The following is a 17721-nucleotide window of genomic DNA, read 5'->3' as shown; positions in this document are numbered from 1 at the left end:
CTCCACGTTTTTGATGAAGCCATATTAACTCCACAATAAATTCAACAGTGGTGATATTATTTCTTATCATTGGTTCCTTTTAGGCAACAATCATGCAACATGAGCTAAGTGCAATTTCTATATTTGTGACGGTGGTTGAAGCTGGAAGTTTTGTAAAAGCTGCCGAGCAATTGCATTTAACTCGCTCAGCCATAAGTAAAAATATTGCTCGGCTTGAAGAACAGCTTGGTGTGGTTCTATTTAAAAGAACAACACGTTCACTCAGCATGACTGACGAAGGTACTTTGTTTTATGAACATAGCCGTCGAGCATTAAGTGAAATACAAAATGCAGCAGCTTTATTAGACCAAAGGAAAATTAACGCAACAGGTCGATTAAGAATATCTGTGCCTGTACTTTTTGGACAACTCTTTGCTGCCCCGCTCATGGTTAAATTTGCTCATCAACATGCGGACTTACAGTTAGAAATTTCATTTAATGACCGAAATGTAGACTTGATCGAAGAAGGTTTTGATTTATGTATAAGAATCGGGGCATTGCCTGACACCACTCAGCTCGTTGCCAAACCGATTGGTGAGCATCGAATGCTACTTTGTGCCTCACCTGACTATTTAAATAAAGCTGGTCCCGTAGAACATATTGAAGACTTAGACCAGCACGCTACTATTGCCGATCCGCATTTTGGTCAAATGCAAAAATGGCGACTTCAAAAGGAAAATGACGAGCCTTTCTTTATTAAGCCCAAAGCAAAACTTCTTTTAAATGACTTACAAGCCATTAAAAATGCAGCGCTTGCTGGAGCTGGTATCGCTTGGCTACCCGACTGGCTCATTCAAAATGAATTACAGGACGGTAAGCTGGTACAAGTGTTAGACACCATGTCGAGCACTGCTTTTCCGATTCATTTGGTATGGCCTACATTGCCTTTTATGCCACTAAAAACCCGCCTTGCAATTGATTATTTGGCGCAGCATTTACCCCCTGAACTGAACAAACAAGCTTAAAATAAAAAAGGCCTCGTCCACTTGAACAAGGCTTTTTTAATATTCAAAGCCAACGTTTATTGCTCAGATTCAAACTCTTTAATTGCCTCTTTAGCAATTCGAAAACTATCTACAGCAGCAGGCACGCCACAGTAAATTGCAACCTGCAAAAGCACTTCACGAATTTTCTCTTTAGGTACACCATTTCGAAGTGCACCTTTAACATGTAGTTTTAATTCATGCGGACGATTTAAAGCTGAGATCATTGCCAAATTAATTAAACTGCGCTCAGGCTTACTTAATTCTTCACGCCCCCAAACAGCTCCCCAGCAATATTCAGTGACTAATTCTTGAAGAGGAAGGTTAAATTCATCGGCATTGTTGATTGAATTATTTACATATTCTTCACCAAGAACTTGTTTACGGATTGCTAAACCCTTTTCAAATTTTTCATTACTCATATATTCAATCCTCCAAACAAGGTGTATTTAATTTCCAGATAATCTTCAATACCGTATTTAGAACCTTCACGCCCCAAACCAGACTGTTTAATGCCACCAAAAGGCGCAACTTCATTTGAAATAAGGCCTTTATTAATTCCGACCATGCCATACTCAAGCTGTTCACTCATTCGCCAAGCACGGCCTAAATCTTTGGTATAACAATATGCGGCTAAACCAAATTCAGTTGCATTTGCCATTTCAACTGCTTGTTGCTCAGTTTCAAATTTAAATACAGCTGCTAGCGGACCAAACGTTTCTTGGGTTGCAACATCCATATCAGCGGTAACATCTGCAATTAGTGTCGGTTCAAAAAATAATTCACCCGCAGTATGCCTTTTACCACCAATCACAAGACGACCATTTTTATCTAATGCATCTTGAATATGAGCTTCAACTTTTTTCACCGCATTGGCATTAATTAATGGCCCAATGTCATGCCCAGCTTCTAATCCATTACCAATATTAAAGTTTTGGATTTTTTGGCTTATGGCAGCAATAAATTTTTCATAAATGCCCGCCTGCACTAAAAATCGATTGACACATACACAGGTTTGCCCTGCATTTCTAAATTTGGCAATGAGTGCTCCCTCAATTGCTGCATCTAAATCGGCATCATCAAATACAATGAACGGCGCATTGCCACCTAACTCTAAGGAAACTTTTTTTAAGGTTTTTGCTGAACGCTCAAGCAGCATTTTGCCAACTGGTGTTGAACCGGTAAAAGTAAACTTGCGTACGACATCACTTTCAAAAATCGCATCACCAATATGAACTGCATCACCTGTAATCACACTAAAAATTTCAGCAGGCACACCCGCTTGCAGAGCTAAGTCCACTAAGGCCAAAGCAGTAAAAGGTGTTTCTGGTGCTGGTTTTACAATACAAGGACAACCTGCCGCCAAGGCTGGAGCAACCTTACGCGTAATCATGGCAGCGGGAAAATTCCACGGCGTAATAGCTGCAACGACGCCAATAGGCTGTTTATTTACAACAATACGAGCATCTGGATATGGGCTTGGAATAATATCTCCATACACTCGTTTTGCTTCTTCGGCAAACCATTCAATAAAACTGGCAGCATATAAAATTTCACCTTTGGCTTCGGCTAAAGGCTTTCCTTGCTCACTCGTTAAAATAAAAGCCAATTCATCTGCATTTGAAATAATTAAATCGAACCATTTTTTTAAAATAATTGATCGATCTTTTGCTGTTTTATTTTTCCATAACGGCCAAGCATCTTTGGCAGCTTCAATGGCACGCTCGGCTTCAGCCTTGCCCATATTTGGGACAGTACCAATAATCTCTAATGTCGCCGGATTTAAAATTTTGGATGTTTGTTGATGGTCTGCATCGCACCACTTTCCAGCAATAAAAGCTTGCTGACGAAATAAAGCGAGTTCATTAAGCTGCATGATCATTATCCTGTTGAGATCTTCTGCATTGATAGTGGAGCGATACATAAATTAAATAGCTCACCATCAACTTTGTATTATGGCATACCAAAAATTAATTTAAAAAAAATTTTCGGTATGCCCGAATGTTTAAATGTCTTTAGAAATAATAAAACAGCGTTAAGTTAAGCAACTTATTCCACTGGTTATCATCCCCTTTTGCCAATGAATCTTGAGTCCCACCAATGAATGGGTCATTTTTACTCATGATGTATTCAGCCACCAAAGATAGCTGTTTATGGTCAATAGACACACCAATAATATTACGAATCGAATCTTTCATACTGTCCTGATCTTTATCGTAATGACTGTACATAAAGTACGGCGTAATGTTTCCGATTTGCTTAACATTTTTGAAAGAATACCCAACATCTGCAGTATAGAATGTTCCTTTGTTAGCTACATAATATTCGGTGTCGTAGGACCCCATGAGTGACTGATTAGGATTAAGCTGATCCTGATTAGTTACATCATTTTTACCGCCTGTAAGGGTCACATTAAAATTGCCATAATTGGCTTTACCAAAAAGTGCCCATGCATGACGGCGCCCATCACTTGAAGCAGTTTTATTTTCAATATCAGATGTCCAATAGGAGCCACCGAGCTGTGTGGTTAAACCATTAATTCCAAGATTTATATCTTGAGACACTCGGCCTACCCACATGTTCTTTTCTTGCAAATCGGTTTTATTCGGATCGTCTGAACTCACATAGTTTGCAGTGTAGCGACCTGAATCTTGGGTAGAGCCTGTGTAGTTTCCACCATCTACCGCAAAATACCCCACATCAAACTTGGTTGCTGTCGGCAATTCAAAATGATAATTCAAACCAAGATTATGAACATCTTCTAAACCTGCGGTTGTGCTCATACTTCCATATAGGCTATTTCCCCAAAAACGTCCCGGTCCAAATGGAATCGGCTGAACACCTGCCACCACTTGATCTGTTTTATTTAATTTGTACCCTACATAACCATCAATCAACGTAGAAAAATCACATAGACGGTCATATTGATAACAACGATATTCCGCATGACCAAATAACGGTCCACGCTCGTAGTCCAGTTTTAACTGCGCAGCATCAAAACGAATTTTTTGATCAGAACCAGACTCTCCATAGTGTTTATCTTGATAGTTAGCGCGAACATAGCCGGATACGGTGAGCTTGCCGTATTCATCATCGGTGTTTCCAAAACTTATACCTGCGTAACTCGGATAGATTACAGCCATTAATGCTGTGCTTAGAGCCACTTGTAAATAGCTTTTTTTCATTGTCGGATTCCTTTCACTACAATGCTTATTGAGGTAATTTTGCGTTTAATGCAGGTGCAGAACATTTAATCTTTCCTAGATTAAAGACGTAATACACCACCAGACTCACCACCAATCCAATAACCCATGAAATATCCGCATCCGGAATTACATCGGCCAGTGCACCTGTGAAAAACGCATTTTTTAAGAACGGAATTTGTACCGCAATCCCAATGAAATAAGCCGTAAGCGCTTTTGCATTAAATTTGCCGTAAATACCACCATCACGCGCAAAGATCGATTGAATGTCATAAGACTTTTTATTCACGACATAGAAATCTAGTAAATTAATAGACACCCATGGCACCAAAATAAATAACAAGGCAAAAATCACATTCAAGAAGAAACTAATAAAGTTACTTGATGCCCAAAGCGCCGTTAAAGTCGCTAGAACTAATACAATGATTGATAACACGACTCGGATATTTCGGCTTGGCATCCACTGCCCTGCAAAAGTCTGAATAGAGGTAATACAGGAAAGAACAGCACCGTAGAGGTTCATGGCATTATGACCAATGATATTGCATAAGAACAAAATCATAAGAACATAACCGAACAGCCCAGTGCCTGACTTTACCGCTTCCATAGCATCTGCCGTTGAGCCAATACTGACTGCAATCGTCCCAAATGCCATCGCAAAAATAGTTCCTAACGATGCGCCTAAATAGGTAAAGATAAATGGCTTATAAATACCAATCGACTTCGGTAAATATCGTGAATAATCTGAGGTATAAGGTGAAAAACTAATTTGCCATACCGCACACAAACCAAACATGGCAAACCAGCCTTTCATATTGAAAGAGCCTTTAGCAAGTACATCTGCATTAATATGCGGCACCATAATCATGAGGCCAATGAGCAACGAACCACCCATAAACCAAGTTCCAATTTTATTGAACTTATGAATAAAGTGGTAACCGATCACGCCTATTGTGGTTGCTGCAATCGCACCAATCACGGTCGCAGTCGGCACAGGAATAGCAGGAACAACGGTATGAAGGGTTTTGCCTGACAAAATAATGTTAGAGATGAAAAAACCTAAATAAATGAGGGTGGTAAACAGTACAACCAGCAATGCCCCATAACGCCCGAACTGCGCACGGCTCTGAATCATTTGAGGAATGCCGACCTGCGGGCCTTGTGCAGAAGTTAAAGCAAGAATCGCTGCACCAAAAAAATGTCCGCAGCAGATCGCAAGCAATGCACTTACAATATTGAGGTTAAAGGTTAAAATTGACATTGCACCCGTAATGACGGCGAGCGGTGCAATATTGGTACAAAACCATAATGTGAATAGATCGCGAACTTTCCCATTACGTTCAGAGGGAGCAACATAATCAATGGAATGACTTTCGATGGCGAAAGCATTATTGCTATTTTCGTTTTGGCTCATATCCTTAATCTCTCTTTGAGGAATTCATTTCCTCAACATCAAAAAATCTGCCCAGCCAAAGTCATTTCAATATGACTCGGCTTCATCTTTTTATTTCCTTTTACAAACAGCTCATATCTCTGTTTGTGTTGTTTTAGCCAAGAAAAAGGTAAAGCCAGTCCAATCAATACTTGATTAAGCATCGATACATCTAGTTTTACGTTTTCAACTATTTAAAGCTTTAGGCGATTGCTGGGTTTGACTGATTCATTTTTTCATCCTTGAAATTAAAATCCCGATATATTTTCATGCCTCAAGTCATGATTTATCTCATGACAAATGGGTCATCAATTGGCTCATCTGAGGTACGTAACCAAACTGTTTTGGTGGTGGTGTAATCTAAAACAGCATTTGCGCCACCTTCCCGCCCATGTCCCGAAAGCCCATGTCCACCAAAAGGCGCAAGTGGAGAAACCGCGCGGTAAGTATTTAACCAAACAATTCCCGACCCAATGACTTTGGTCATACGGTGAGCACGGCTTAAATTGGTGGTAAAAACGCCTGCCGCCAGCCCGTAAGGCGTGCTATTGGCTTTTTGCACAGCTTCCGCTTCATCTTTGAAACTATCTACCGATAACACCGGACCAAATAGTTCTGTGGTAATGCAATCTGCTTGAGGTGCATCGGTACAATCTAAAATGGTCGGTGGATAGTAATACCCTGCTCGCTCAAGGCTTTTCCCGCCAGTAAGAAGTTTTGCCCCTTGCTGGATTGAACTTGCAACGACTTGCTCAATTTTTTGGCGTTGGCGTAAGGTACAAAGCGGTCCAAACTCGGTTGCCATTTCATGAGGTAAACCAATTTTTATGGTTTGTACACGCTCAACCAAACGCTGAACAAATTCATCTTTAATGCTTTCTTCAACCAGTAAGCGTGAACCTGCTACACAACTCTGCCCTGTTGCAGCAAAAATAGCAGCGACCTGAGCGTTTACCGCACTTTGAATATCTGCATCAGCAAATACAATAAATGGTGATTTGCCACCTAATTCGAGTGAAACTTTTGCAAGATTTTCAGCCGAGTTACGCACAATGTGCCGTGCCGTTTCCGGACCACCTGTAAACGCAACATGGGTAACATCAGGATGACTACTCAACACGGCGCCACATTCAGGCCCGAAACCGGTAATCACATTGACCACTCCTGCCGGGAAACCCGCTTCATGGACTAATTTGGCAAAGGCTAACAATGGTCCAGGGCCGTCTTCAGAAGCTTTTAACACGACGGTACAACCTGCCGCTAAAGCAGGCCCTACCTTCACTGCCGATAGAAATAACTGACTGTTCCAAGGAACAATTGCAGCAACCACACCTACTGGTTCACGAACAATCCATGCTTGCATGTCTGCCTTATCAATTGGTAGAAAACTGCCCTCTAATTTGTCGGCAATACCTGCATAGTAGCGATAATATTCAGCGACATAGGCAATCTGGCTCGATGTTTCACGAATAATTTTGCCCGTGTCACTGGTTTCAATTTGAGCAAGTTGCGGTGCAGCTTTTTCAATTAAATCAGCCAATTTATAGAGCAATTTACCGCGCTGGGAGGCCGTTAAACCTGCCCACTCCGGTGCTTTTAATGCCTGAGATGCCGCTTGAACTGCTCGGTTGACTTCATCGGTTCGAGCTTCCGGCATGTGTGCCCAAACTTCACCTGTTGCAGGATTAATACTTTCAAACGTCGCTGCACCAGATTCAAACTGACCATTAATATAAAGCTGAAAGTCTGCTGTCATGATATTCGCCTCTATGCAAATGCCGGCATAACTTCATTGATCATACGTTCTAATGAGGCTTTTTTACGTTCAAAGCTCATGCCTGTATCAATCCAGAAAGAATATTCGTTATAGCCCATCGCTTCATAGGCTTTTAAGCGATCAATGACTTCTTGGGCTTGCCCAATCACGTTATTTTTGCGCATCGCCTCAGGTGTATAAAAAGGATGTGCAGCAATTTCTTCAGGGCTTAAAGGTGCAATTAAACCTTGTTTAATTTCACGCTCATTTTTAAACCAAGCGCCGAAGTAGTTATAGAAGGTATTGATTTCATCTGCTGCCAGTTGAGCATCTTCTTCACTATCTGCCACATAGGTATGGCGGAGCAACATAATTTCCGGACGCGGTACATCACTGAACTTTTCACAAGCTGCATTGAAATGTCCCATGAGTTTTTCAACTTCTTCATCACCTAAATGTAACGGCGTTACCTGTACATTACAGCCATTTTGCACAGCAAATTCGTGGCTATTTGGATCACGGGCAGCAACCCAAATTGGTGGATGCGGTTGTTGAAGCGGTTTAGGTGCTGAGGTGGTTTTTGGAAACTGCCAAAATTCACCGTTATGCTCATAATCGCCTTTCCAAAGGTTTTTAATTGCGGGAATCATTTCACGTAAACGCTGGCCTGCACTCCATGCATCCATGCCCGGAACCATACGTTCATATTCAAACGAATAAGCACCACGAGCAATACCAATATCTAAACGGCCATTGGTAATAATGTCGGTCATTGCAGCTTCACCTGCAAGTTTAATCGGATGCCAGAATGGCGCTACCACCGTACCTGTACCTAAACGAACATTTTTGGTTTTATTCGCTAAATCGACCAGATTTAAAAATGGGTTCGGTGCAATGGTAAAGTTCATGGCATGGTGTTCGCCTGTCCAAACCGCATGCATACCGCCACGGTCTGCAATTTGACAAAGCTCAATCATTTCATCATAAAGCTGCTTCTGGGTTTGCTGATCAGAAACACGTTCCATATGCACAAATAATGAAAAACGCATGATTAAACTTCCTCTTTAACGATTTGACGAACTGTACCTGTTGTCTGATTTCCGTAATAAACACCATAAGTTTTCAAATGGTTTTCTTTGCGATAGCGCATCAGCATACTTTCTAAAGCACTGTCTACAAACTCAAGTTTCTCAAGATCATTTAAATCGACAAACTGACCTTTGGTGGCTTGAGCTACGGGTGTGTTGCATAAAAATGAAATATATTGCTGCTGGTTTTCAACGTTTTCATATACAGAGTAAATGAAGTTGGCAGAAGCATCTGGCTGGTATTGTGCAAAGATTTTCTCAAGCGCTTTATCGGCACCGTCTTTATCTACCATGACATGGGGAATAGTCCATTTATGATCGGCAGTTTCTTCGAGTAAAATGGTATTTTCATGTCCGATAATGGCACTCATCACCACTTTAGGACCAGAGATGACCTCGGCAGAAAGTTTGGCCGGAGTGAAATATCCGCCACGATAATAACCAAGACCAGCAAAACCTGTCGAAGCAAAATCTTCAACTTTACCAATTAAAATGGCATGGTCACCTGCATCGACAACTTGGTAGGTTGTACAGTCAAACCATGCACTGACATGATCGATCAGCGGGTTCTGGCAAGCGCTTTTTGACCATGAAATATTTGCAAAACGATCTTCGCTTGGACGAGCAAAGGTATTTGAAACATCCTTTTGCTCTTCTGCCAAAATATTGATTGCGAAATGAGTGGTATTTGCAAAGTTATGATAATTGCTTGATGTCTTGGCAATACTCACGAGAAGTAAAGCTGGGTCCAAAGACACCGAAGCAAAAGAGTTCGCTGTAAAGCCAAGTGGCGTTCCATCTTCTTTACAGGTTGTGACCACCGTAACGCCTGTCATAAATGACCCGAAAGCATCACGAAGTTCACGCATTTTATTAATCGTATCCATTTCACTCATTGTTATATTCCTTCAGCAATGTGTAGCAAATTAAACGCTGGTTTCCAACCACGCTTGCATTGCATTATTCACTTTGTCAGGTGCAGTTAAGTTCACCATGTGACGTTCATTTTCAATGACAATTGCAGTGCCATGCTTTGCCTGTTTTGCCATCTGTAATGCCATTTCTGCAGTTGAATTCGGATCATCCGTACCGGTCAACACCAAAGCAGGACAAGTGATCTTTGACCAGTCATCTGCATAGGTTTCATCGCCTTGTGCAAACGCAGAATACGCAGTGGTATAACCAGACAAGTCGACATTTTCGAGCCAAGTTTTTACTTTGGCAGCAGCTATACGCTCGACTTCACTTTCGCCAAACCAGCGCTGTAGCGGAGTCTCAACATCAATACGGCCTGTTTTTAACTCTTCAGCTCTTTGGATGACTGCATGACGCGCCTGTGGTGTCCGTTTATACACACCATTGAGTACAGCCATCCGTTTAACTAAATCAGGACGGGTAACACTGACGCCTGTGGTAATTAGCGAGCCCATTGAATGCCCTGCTAAATTTACCGGGCCTAATTTTAAGGCTGTAATAAATTCGATGGTCCATTCAACAAAATCTTGTAATTTTGCGTCTGCCGGTAATTTGGTGCTTTGACCATGTCCCGGCATATCTACTGAAATCACATGATAATGTTTAGAAAAATATTCAATTTGTGGATACCATGCCGCAGCTTGCATTCCCACTCCATGGATCAGAACCAGAGGCTCTCCTTCGCCTTGCTCAAAATAGTGAGCAATACGGTTATTTGACAGCTGCAGGGTTTTTGACATCATGACCTAACTCTTCCAAATCTTTATAACGATCACCAATACGATGATGTGGCCGACCACCTGTTGCTGCACCAATCACAACAACCAGTTCGTCGGCAGCAGGTGCATCTGGAATTGCAAATTGCAATGTTAAGTAATGAGAACGGCGGCCTTCGTCATTTTTATCCATCATTGGAATTAAAATCGGCGCATTTGCTGGGCCACGGGTATTGTTAAATGCCAAATAAGATTTCGCACCGACAGCGCTACGGTAAGTATTACCAAAATGTAAGGTGTGAATTAAAGCTGATGCATGCTCAAGTTCACCATTTAAGCCCACCACTGCACTTTTACCAAAAGCTTCAACAGCCTCGCCCGAACCGACTTCATCAAGAATAAGCTTGGTTAAGTGCTCACTTAAGATCGGCGCAATGCGACGAATTTCCGGTGTTAGGTTTTCTACATAACCTTGCCCTGCCCACGGGTTTTTAATGACCGCTGCTGCTGCCACCATTTTTAAAGGCTTGGCTGCTTCTTTGCCGCCATCTACATAAGTGGTTTCTACATGAAGCACAGTTTTACGTATGAGTTCCATTGCTCTTCCTTGCAAGTAAATTATCTTGTCATTCGTATTATGGTATACCATAATACATACTGAAAAAAAAGCAAGAGTTTGCTATGCTAATTTTTATTGAAAAACATGTAATGAAACTCAACATGTTAAAAAACAGGAAAATTTAATTATCTATGAATCTTAAAATTGAAAACCCGCCCGTAACTTTACGAGAGCTGTGTTTAGATAAAGTGCGTAATGCCATTATTACGGGCTATTTCCCTTCAGGAAAAAGATTGGTTGAAAGAACCTTATGTGAAGAACTTGGCGTAAGCCGTTCTGTAGTTCGCGAAGTGATTCGTTATTTGGAAGCAGAAGGTTTAGTCGAGATTTTGCCAAATAAAGGCCCTATCGTTTCGCTACTTAACTGGGACATCGCTTCACAAATTTATGAAATTCGTCTTTTGTTAGAGCAAAGTGCTGTGGTCGACTGCACTAAAAATCTAGATGAAAAAACTGCTGAAAAATTAAAACTTCTATTAGAAGATCTTAAAGCTGCATTTGCCGCCGATGACATCAATCTCATTATTGCGACCTCTACCCGGCTTTATGAAACTATTTTTACTACAGCCAATCACCATATTGCTTGGGAAGTGGTTCAACGTTTAAACGGTCGAATTAGCCGTCTTCGTGCCATGACCATGAAATCAACAAAGCGTGAAATTTCAGGTTATCAACGTATTAAAAATATGTGTGAGGCCATCTATCTTCACAAAGACCCTGAAAAGGCAAAACAAGCTGTTGCTGAACATATTGCTGAAGCTGCTGCTGTCGCAAAAAATATTTTAGATGCGTGAAATCACAAATTTTAGGAAAAGGTAAATAGACCTTTATTGAATAAGTTATAGGGAAATACGATATGTCTGCGTACTGGATTGCTCATGTCACCATTCATGATATGGAACAATATAAACAATATATGGCCACTGCTCCGCAAGCTTTTCAAAAGTACGGCGCCAAGTTTCTTGCGCGTGGCGGTGCCTCTGAAGTCTTAGAAGGACAAGAGTTTGAACGCCACGTGGTGATTGAGTTTCCAGATATGGAAACTGCACGTGAATGTTATTTTTCACCTGAATATCAGCTTGCCAAAAGTAAACGCCAAGGCTGCTGTGATGTCATGGTGAGTTTTGTTGAAGGGATCTAAATAGCTGAATTGATTTCTCAACTTGAGAAATCAATTCTATTTTAAGTTGTTACATCAGCGAGCTTATTTATATGTTTTAAATAAACCCTATAAAAACCTCACCATTAACTCATCGTTCAATCGAAAACTTTCAAGCAAACTAATCAGCTTCTTCTTTTTTAGAAGAAGACCCCAAAGCCATACTCGAAAATACGCCATCGCGATAAATCCACGCATGTAATAATGCAGCAGACAGATGACCAATCACGACAGCAAATAATAGCCAAGCCAAAATTCCATGTAATGTACGGAACCAAGCGTAAAGCGTAGAGTTAGTGGGTGCTATAGGTGGAAGATCCCAACCCGGAAATAAAGTGACAGGCCAATTACCTGCCGATAGCGTTGCCCATCCGAGCAATGGCAAACTAAACATCAAAATATAAAGTAGCCAATGTGATGCATGAGCAAGAAACGCTTGCCAGCGTGGTACAGACGGCGGCAAAGGTGGAATTGGATAACAGAGTCGATTTATTAATCTTATGATGACCAATAGTAAGATTGCGATTCCTAAAGGACGGTGAATATCGATTAACCACGGACGCCAAGTCATTGAGGTGGTCATTCCTACCCCAATAAATAGCATAGCCAGAATTGCTGCCGCCATAAGCCAATGTAGTATTCGAGCAGTCATATTAAAATGACGTGGAGCAGTATCGTTAGATTTATTTTGCATTGTTCATCTCTCCTATTTGCCCACGGCATCCGTTGCTTTGCCAAATCCAATTTCACGTAATCGAGCATTGTAAGACTGTGAATAGATAGCCGCTCGTGCTGCGAGTACTGGGTCATCTGATAACTCAATTCCCGGTGGCACCAAAGTTGGGTCAAAGTTAATATCACGACAAGCGCCATTTACCTGATCAGTTACATTTTTGACTTCTAATGTTCCGGCTATAACTTCTTTACGGTCTTTTGGCCAAGGCTGAGATGGGTCATTCACCGGGTCTCCTGGCTCGGCAAGTTGCAAAACTAAGTCCCAATAGAGCGGCCCTTCAGCCAAACGTTTTTTGATGTCTTTAAATAAGAAATCATGATCAGCTTGATCACGTTGTTCTTTGGTCAGACTAATAAATTTTGAATGAGGACGCATAGACCAACGGACTGGCTGTTCTTGTCCATTGGCTGCCCGCAATATAAAGGCATTTACGACATAAAATTCTGCACCGCTGAAACTACCAGTTAATGGCATCTTGGCCTTTTGCTCAATAGACTTACGCGCTTCGGGATATTCTTTTAAAAATGCCTCAACAAGGACTGGATCAGGTTTACCAGTAGACGGAACCGGTTTAAATGCTTTTTGCTGCGCCAAAAAACCTTCAGCATTTCGAGTCGGGAAATAAGGAAAGTTGTTTAATTTCATGCGCCACTGCGAATGATCGGCTGGAGAAAGTAATAAAGCCATACTCACTGTTGCGGTAGAATTATCTGCCGCATGCGGGTTACCGCTTCCAATAGAAAATCGGCCAATTGCCGGTATATCAGACTTGGCAAATACAGTGGCTTTAGAGAGTGCTGCTGCCGCACCATTACTATGGTAAGTGCCATTAAAACAAATACCTTTACCGTGTGCACGTCGATATCCGGGATCAAAGTTTTTTAATGTGTCACCCAAAAAAGTTTTGGATGTTGTTCGATGTCCAAATAGACCAGCGGTCCAAGCAAATGCCAATACTAAAGCGCCTGCGATTACAGCAATACCCACGAATCGCAGCCAGTACTTCTTTAGAGTTTTAAAATTCAAATTATTCATTCTTCATCCTGTGTAAATTATATAGCTGCATTTATAAAGAAAAGTTTGATCCTATAAAAAGAGTATTACTTATATTGATGGAATTATGTTCATGATTAGCTAAGTAAATAAAATCCCGAAATTTCTGGATCCAATAGTGATAAACCTTAATATAATATTTGTTTGTGGACCATATAAGTTACGTACCGTGAGGTTATTATTAAGTTTATTAACATTTGAATGGAGATAAATAAAGCATGGGAACGAAAAAAGTAAAAGTTCCCACATTTTGAAAAGTCGCATTGGCTTTTAGTTTTATAAGTTGGCTATAAATTTTATTTTTTAACTATTAGATCATTTTCATATTAACTGCACTCATGCTCCAGCCAACCAACTGGCTTTGAGCATGAGTGAATCGTTTAACCTTTCTCTTTTAACCGTTTTGGCGTAGCCCATATTAGTAGTGCAATACACACAACACATAAGCTTGCAATAATATACAGCGCAGGCGTTGTACTACCTGTTATGTCTTTAATATGGCCAACCATAATAGGACTAACAATTCCCCCTACTTGCCCTAATGTATTAATGAGCGCTGTACCACCCGCAGCCCCCGCCCCAGCTCCGACCAAGACTTTAGGTGGTAAATTCCAGAAAGAAGGAATTGCAGCAACAATACCTGCCCCTAATAAAGCAAGCGAAATGACTACAACAACGGGGTTCGCATCAAAGAAACCTGCTGTAAAGAAACCAATAGCACCTAAAGAGAGTAAACCAGCAGTAAATTTTAAACGCTCCCCAGATTTATCTGCTAAACGTCCAACAATTACCATTGTAATTGCTCCCATGAGGTATGGAATGGCACTAAGAAAACCAATCATTTGGGTATCATCAATGCCTGAGCTTTTTATTAACTGAGGCCCCCAGAAATTTAAACCATAAGATGCAATCTGAATCAGAAAATAGATAGCACCTAAAATTAATAATCCCGGGGTTTTAATGGCAGCCCATAATGAATGAGAAGCCTTTTCTGGTTGTTTAGGTTCAACCAAACGTTTTAAGTGAACTTTTTCTGAGGATGATAGCCATTGCGCATCATCAATATGATCTTTTAAATAAGTAAGAACACAAAGACCCAGTAAAACGCAAGGCACGCCACCGACTAAAAATAACCAATGCCAGCCACGCATGTTCATCACACCATCAAGTGATGACAATAACACCCCTGAAATTGGTCCTCCAAAGATGCCTGAAAAAGCAGAAGCAAGGAAAAATAATGAAATAATTCGGCCACGATAGCTTTGAGGAAACCAAAGCGTCATGTAATACAGCACACCCGGAGCAAAGCCAGCCTCCATTGCACCAATCAAGAAACGTAATACATAAAATTGCCACTCTGTGGTCACAAATACCATTAAGGCCGTTGCAACACCCCAAGAAATCATGATGCGTGCAATCCATTTTCTCGCACCAAATTTATGTAGCAATAAATTACTGGGTACTTCAAATATTACATACCCAATTACAAACAAACTGGCACCAAGGCCATAAGCTGTATTGCTTAGAGATAAATCAGCTTGTAACTGAAACTTGGCGAAACTAATGTTGATACGATCAAAAAAAGCAAATAAGTAACACACCATAATTAATGGCATGATTTTCCATGCTACTTTTTTTATTAATTGCTTTTCGGCAATTGCTTCAGCCGATAATTCCATGCTTTGCGTTAAACTCATTTATTTTCTCCTGAAAATGAGCCTCAAGACGCGTCCTATCAAGTTTTTAAAGACGAGTTGACCGATGACGATACAAATATCGTCTCATTTCCAACTATCTTGAGTGACGTATCTTAATTAAGTGATTTGATATAATCCGGTATAGGATGCAAGTCTGTATTTCTCCCCGCCTTAGCAAGCTGGCTTGGCGTGTCATGTCCTAAAAGAGCTGGTAAGGTTCTCGAAAGTTGAATAAGAGCATCTAAATCAATCGTGGTGGGTATTCCAATTTCCTCACACATATTGACCAAATCTTCAGTACAGATATTTCCAGAAGCCCCTGGTGCAAACGGGCACCCACCTAAACCACCCAATGCAGCATCAAACCGTCTTGCTCCAACCGCATAAGCTGCAAGAACATTAGTTAATCCCAATCCACGTGTATTATGAAAATGTAGGGTTAACTGCTCAGGCGAAATTAACGATAAAACGCGAGAGACAATTCTTTTCACTTGCACTGGGTTCGCCATGCCAGTGGTATCTGCCAGTGTAATGTTATGAATACCCAGTTTTAGATAGTGCTCAACTAGGCTAAACACTTCCCTTTCACTAATCTTACCTTCAAATGGACAGCCAAACGTTGTCGCAACAGTTCCATTAAACTGTGTTTTACCCTGTAGCTGCTCCACAATTTCGGTAAATCCTGTAAATGATTGAGCTTTAGTCATACGCATATTGGCAAGGTTGTGGGTTTGGCTAGCAGAGAGGACAAGATTCAACTCATTTGCATTGGCTTCCACTGCCCGAAGCGCGCCTTTTAAATTTGGAATTAGCCCAACATAAATAATATCTTTATGGCGTGTAATTCCAGTAAAAACCTCCTCACCATCTCTCAAATTTGGAATCGCTTTTGGCGAGACAAAAGAGCCTGCTTCAATTCGAGAGAAACCCATTGTCGACAATTGATTAATCAAATCAATTTTCTTATCGGTAGGTACCCAAGTTGGCTCAATTTGCAAACCATCTCGTGGAGAAACTTCTTGTACAACAAGTAAGTCGGAAAATGCTGTCATTGCACTACTCCCGATACACGTAGGCTTTCAATTTCTTCAGCTTGATATCCGTATTGTTTTAAAACAGATTCGGTATGCTCACCCAGCTCAGGACCACGCCATTTGACCTGCCCCGGTGTTTCGGAAAGCTTCGGAACAATACCCGGCATTTTTACCACCTGACCATCAGGCAACTCGGTTGAAAGCAACATATCACGTGCATTAAAGTGCGGATCATTGACCATATCGGCTACAGAATAAATTCGCCCCGATGGAACCTCAGCTTGTTCAAGCTGTTGTAAGACTTCATCAATTGAATGCTGTCGACTCCATGATTCAATTGCAGCATCGAGCAAATCACTTTGCTGCGCACGCCCATCGTTGTGTTCAAACTCAGGTCGATTTGCCAAATCTTCACGACCAATTACATGCATTAAGCGTTTAAAAATTGGGTCACTGTTTCCTGCAATCACCACAAAAGCATTGTCTTTGGTTCGATAGGTATTTGAAGGTGCAATACCCGGTAATGAACCTCCAGAACGCTCCCGAATAAAACCATGCAAGTCGTATTCCGGGACAACACTTTCCATAATATTGAAGACACTCTCTGCGAGTGACACGTCAACAATCTGTCCGTTACCATTATTGGTTTTAATATTCACAATCGACATTAAAGCGCCAATCACCGCATGTAATGAAGCAAGTGAGTCACCCAAACTCACGCCAACTCGTGCAGGCGCAGAATCTTGAGAACCCGTTGTATAACGAATTCCACCCATTGCCTCACCAATTGCACCAAAGCCCGGCTTGTCTTTATAAGGGCCAGATTGACCATAACCAGATATGCGAACAAAAGTCAGTTTAGGATTAATTGATTTTAGGGTTTCCCAATCTAGGCCTAATTTTTCAAGCGCACCGGGACGCATGTTTTCGACCAGAATGTCGGTATCGACAATCATCTTTTTGATTAAAGCAATTGCTTCTGGTGACTTGAGATTAAGCGCTAAAGATTTCTTATTACGTGACTGTAAATACCACCACAAAGATGTTCCGTGATGTAACTTACGCCATTTACGAAGTGGATCGCCTTTGCCAATAGGTTCAATTTTTATGACTTCAGCACCGAACTCAGCAAGAATGCGTGTTGCAAAAGGAGCTGCAATTAGCGTTCCTATTTCTAGGACTTTTATTTTCTCAAGGGCTAGACTCATAACAATCCATATTATATCTACTT

18 protein-coding genes are annotated in these 17721 nt (G+C 41.1%); 3 read left to right on the top strand and 15 right to left on the bottom strand.

Annotation, left to right across the window (positions count from 1 at the left end):
- Nucleotides 1-92: 92 nt before the first annotated feature.
- Nucleotides 93-1004: a LysR family transcriptional regulator gene (locus tag GO593_RS14270; protein WP_001163452.1), complete on the top strand. Its 912-nt coding sequence runs from the start codon at nucleotides 93-95 to the stop codon at nucleotides 1002-1004.
- 56 nt (nucleotides 1005-1060) lie between these two features.
- Here the strand turns inward: GO593_RS14270 and GO593_RS14265 are convergent, their stop codons facing one another.
- The 10 genes from GO593_RS14265 to GO593_RS14220 form a co-directional block, all read right to left on the bottom strand.
- Nucleotides 1061-1444: a carboxymuconolactone decarboxylase family protein gene (locus tag GO593_RS14265; protein ID WP_000064100.1), complete on the bottom strand. Its 384-nt coding sequence runs from the start codon at nucleotides 1442-1444 to the stop codon at nucleotides 1061-1063.
- Complete coding sequence (locus GO593_RS14260) at nucleotides 1441-2898, bottom strand: NAD-dependent succinate-semialdehyde dehydrogenase (RefSeq protein WP_001176547.1); 1458 nt, start codon at nucleotides 2896-2898, stop codon at nucleotides 1441-1443. Before GO593_RS14260 ends, GO593_RS14265 begins: the two co-directional genes overlap by 4 nt.
- Before the next feature lie 139 nt (nucleotides 2899-3037).
- Nucleotides 3038-4207 (bottom strand): hypothetical protein, encoded by a 1170-nt coding sequence (locus GO593_RS14255; RefSeq protein WP_000750380.1) that lies wholly within the window; start codon nucleotides 4205-4207, stop codon nucleotides 3038-3040.
- 25 nt (nucleotides 4208-4232) lie between these two features.
- Nucleotides 4233-5639: a purine-cytosine permease family protein gene (locus tag GO593_RS14250; RefSeq protein WP_000081159.1), complete on the bottom strand. Its 1407-nt coding sequence runs from the start codon at nucleotides 5637-5639 to the stop codon at nucleotides 4233-4235.
- Between the two features lie 38 nt (nucleotides 5640-5677).
- Nucleotides 5678-5821 (bottom strand): hypothetical protein, encoded by a 144-nt coding sequence (locus tag GO593_RS14245; protein ID WP_000934372.1) that lies wholly within the window; start codon nucleotides 5819-5821, stop codon nucleotides 5678-5680.
- 122 nt (nucleotides 5822-5943) lie between these two features.
- Nucleotides 5944-7413, bottom strand: a complete 1470-nt coding sequence (gene tgnC, locus GO593_RS14240; RefSeq protein WP_000123062.1) for a (Z)-2-((N-methylformamido)methylene)-5-hydroxybutyrolactone dehydrogenase — start codon at nucleotides 7411-7413, stop codon at nucleotides 5944-5946.
- An 11-nt stretch (nucleotides 7414-7424) separates the two neighbouring features.
- Nucleotides 7425-8462: a flavin-dependent trigonelline monooxygenase oxygenase component gene (gene tgnB / locus GO593_RS14235; RefSeq protein ID WP_001212558.1), complete on the bottom strand. Its 1038-nt coding sequence runs from the start codon at nucleotides 8460-8462 to the stop codon at nucleotides 7425-7427.
- A 2-nt stretch (nucleotides 8463-8464) separates the two neighbouring features.
- Nucleotides 8465-9397: a flavin-dependent trigonelline monooxygenase reductase component gene (gene tgnA / locus GO593_RS14230; RefSeq protein WP_001293249.1), complete on the bottom strand. Its 933-nt coding sequence runs from the start codon at nucleotides 9395-9397 to the stop codon at nucleotides 8465-8467.
- Nucleotides 9398-9427: 30 nt separating this feature from the next.
- Nucleotides 9428-10219, bottom strand: a complete 792-nt coding sequence (locus tag GO593_RS14225) for an alpha/beta fold hydrolase (protein WP_000987209.1) — start codon at nucleotides 10217-10219, stop codon at nucleotides 9428-9430.
- A complete protein-coding gene (locus GO593_RS14220) occupies nucleotides 10188-10790 on the bottom strand; it encodes an amino acid synthesis family protein (protein ID WP_000420415.1) in 603 nt (200 codons plus the stop codon). Before GO593_RS14220 ends, GO593_RS14225 begins: the two co-directional genes overlap by 32 nt.
- A gap of 152 nt (nucleotides 10791-10942) precedes the next feature.
- Between GO593_RS14220 and GO593_RS14215 the strand changes: the two genes are divergently transcribed.
- On the top strand, nucleotides 10943-11605 hold the full coding sequence (locus GO593_RS14215) for a GntR family transcriptional regulator (RefSeq protein ID WP_001049495.1): 663 nt from the start codon (nucleotides 10943-10945) through the stop codon (nucleotides 11603-11605).
- 62 nt (nucleotides 11606-11667) lie between these two features.
- A complete protein-coding gene (locus tag GO593_RS14210; protein WP_001277471.1) occupies nucleotides 11668-11952 on the top strand; it encodes a DUF1330 domain-containing protein in 285 nt (94 codons plus the stop codon).
- Between the two features lie 139 nt (nucleotides 11953-12091).
- Here GO593_RS14210 and GO593_RS14205 read toward each other — a convergent pair whose 3' ends face one another.
- The 5 genes from GO593_RS14205 to GO593_RS14185 all read right to left on the bottom strand — a co-directional run bounded on the left by GO593_RS14205 (nucleotide 12092) and on the right by GO593_RS14185 (nucleotide 17698).
- Entirely contained in the window at nucleotides 12092-12664 is a 573-nt protein-coding gene (locus GO593_RS14205) for a cytochrome b (protein WP_001180301.1), read from the bottom strand.
- A gap of 12 nt (nucleotides 12665-12676) precedes the next feature.
- Complete coding sequence (locus GO593_RS14200) at nucleotides 12677-13741, bottom strand: catalase family peroxidase (RefSeq protein ID WP_001061486.1); 1065 nt, start codon at nucleotides 13739-13741, stop codon at nucleotides 12677-12679.
- A 398-nt stretch (nucleotides 13742-14139) separates the two neighbouring features.
- The gene (locus GO593_RS14195; protein WP_000060068.1) at nucleotides 14140-15456 is read right to left on the bottom strand and encodes an MFS transporter; all 1317 of its coding nucleotides are present in this window, start codon (nucleotides 15454-15456) and stop codon (nucleotides 14140-14142) included.
- A gap of 113 nt (nucleotides 15457-15569) precedes the next feature.
- A complete protein-coding gene (locus tag GO593_RS14190) occupies nucleotides 15570-16508 on the bottom strand; it encodes a hydroxymethylglutaryl-CoA lyase (protein WP_000123656.1) in 939 nt (312 codons plus the stop codon).
- Entirely contained in the window at nucleotides 16505-17698 is a 1194-nt protein-coding gene (locus GO593_RS14185; protein WP_000050378.1) for a CaiB/BaiF CoA transferase family protein, read from the bottom strand. The genes GO593_RS14190 and GO593_RS14185 overlap by 4 nt, the downstream gene beginning before the upstream one ends.
- Nucleotides 17699-17721: the final 23 nt, after the last annotated feature.

It is taken from the genome of Acinetobacter baumannii (assembly GCF_009759685.1).
GTDB lineage: Bacteria > Pseudomonadota > Gammaproteobacteria > Pseudomonadales > Moraxellaceae > Acinetobacter > Acinetobacter baumannii.
The sequence above is the reverse complement of the archived record's forward strand: the minus strand, read 5'-3'. Positions and strand labels throughout refer to the sequence as shown.

Bases quoted from the DNA above. Each gene is read 5' to 3' on its own strand.
- GO593_RS14210 (WP_001277471.1), top strand. From the start codon at position 11,668: ATGTCTGCGTACTGGATTGCTCATGTCACCATTCATGATATGGAACAA.
- tgnB (WP_001212558.1), bottom strand. From the start codon at position 8,462: ATGCGTTTTTCATTATTTGTGCATATGGAACGTGTTTCTGATCAGCAA.
- GO593_RS14190 (WP_000123656.1), bottom strand. From the start codon at position 16,508: ATGACAGCATTTTCCGACTTACTTGTTGTACAAGAAGTTTCTCCACGA.
- GO593_RS14265 (WP_000064100.1), bottom strand. From the start codon at position 1,444: ATGAGTAATGAAAAATTTGAAAAGGGTTTAGCAATCCGTAAACAAGTT.
- GO593_RS14245 (WP_000934372.1), bottom strand. From the start codon at position 5,821: ATGCTTAATCAAGTATTGATTGGACTGGCTTTACCTTTTTCTTGGCTA.
- tgnC (WP_000123062.1), bottom strand. From the start codon at position 7,413: ATGACAGCAGACTTTCAGCTTTATATTAATGGTCAGTTTGAATCTGGT.
- GO593_RS14185 (WP_000050378.1), bottom strand. From the start codon at position 17,698: ATGAGTCTAGCCCTTGAGAAAATAAAAGTCCTAGAAATAGGAACGCTA.
- GO593_RS14205 (WP_001180301.1), bottom strand. From the start codon at position 12,664: ATGCAAAATAAATCTAACGATACTGCTCCACGTCATTTTAATATGACT.
- GO593_RS14195 (WP_000060068.1), bottom strand. From the start codon at position 15,456: ATGAGTTTAACGCAAAGCATGGAATTATCGGCTGAAGCAATTGCCGAA.
- GO593_RS14250 (WP_000081159.1), bottom strand. From the start codon at position 5,639: ATGAGCCAAAACGAAAATAGCAATAATGCTTTCGCCATCGAAAGTCAT.
- tgnA (WP_001293249.1), bottom strand. From the start codon at position 9,397: ATGAGTGAAATGGATACGATTAATAAAATGCGTGAACTTCGTGATGCT.
- GO593_RS14270 (WP_001163452.1), top strand. From the start codon at position 93: ATGCAACATGAGCTAAGTGCAATTTCTATATTTGTGACGGTGGTTGAA.
- GO593_RS14255 (WP_000750380.1), bottom strand. From the start codon at position 4,207: ATGAAAAAAAGCTATTTACAAGTGGCTCTAAGCACAGCATTAATGGCT.
- GO593_RS14225 (WP_000987209.1), bottom strand. From the start codon at position 10,219: ATGATGTCAAAAACCCTGCAGCTGTCAAATAACCGTATTGCTCACTAT.
- GO593_RS14260 (WP_001176547.1), bottom strand. From the start codon at position 2,898: ATGCAGCTTAATGAACTCGCTTTATTTCGTCAGCAAGCTTTTATTGCT.
- GO593_RS14200 (WP_001061486.1), bottom strand. From the start codon at position 13,741: ATGAATAATTTGAATTTTAAAACTCTAAAGAAGTACTGGCTGCGATTC.
- GO593_RS14215 (WP_001049495.1), top strand. From the start codon at position 10,943: ATGAATCTTAAAATTGAAAACCCGCCCGTAACTTTACGAGAGCTGTGT.
- GO593_RS14220 (WP_000420415.1), bottom strand. From the start codon at position 10,790: ATGGAACTCATACGTAAAACTGTGCTTCATGTAGAAACCACTTATGTA.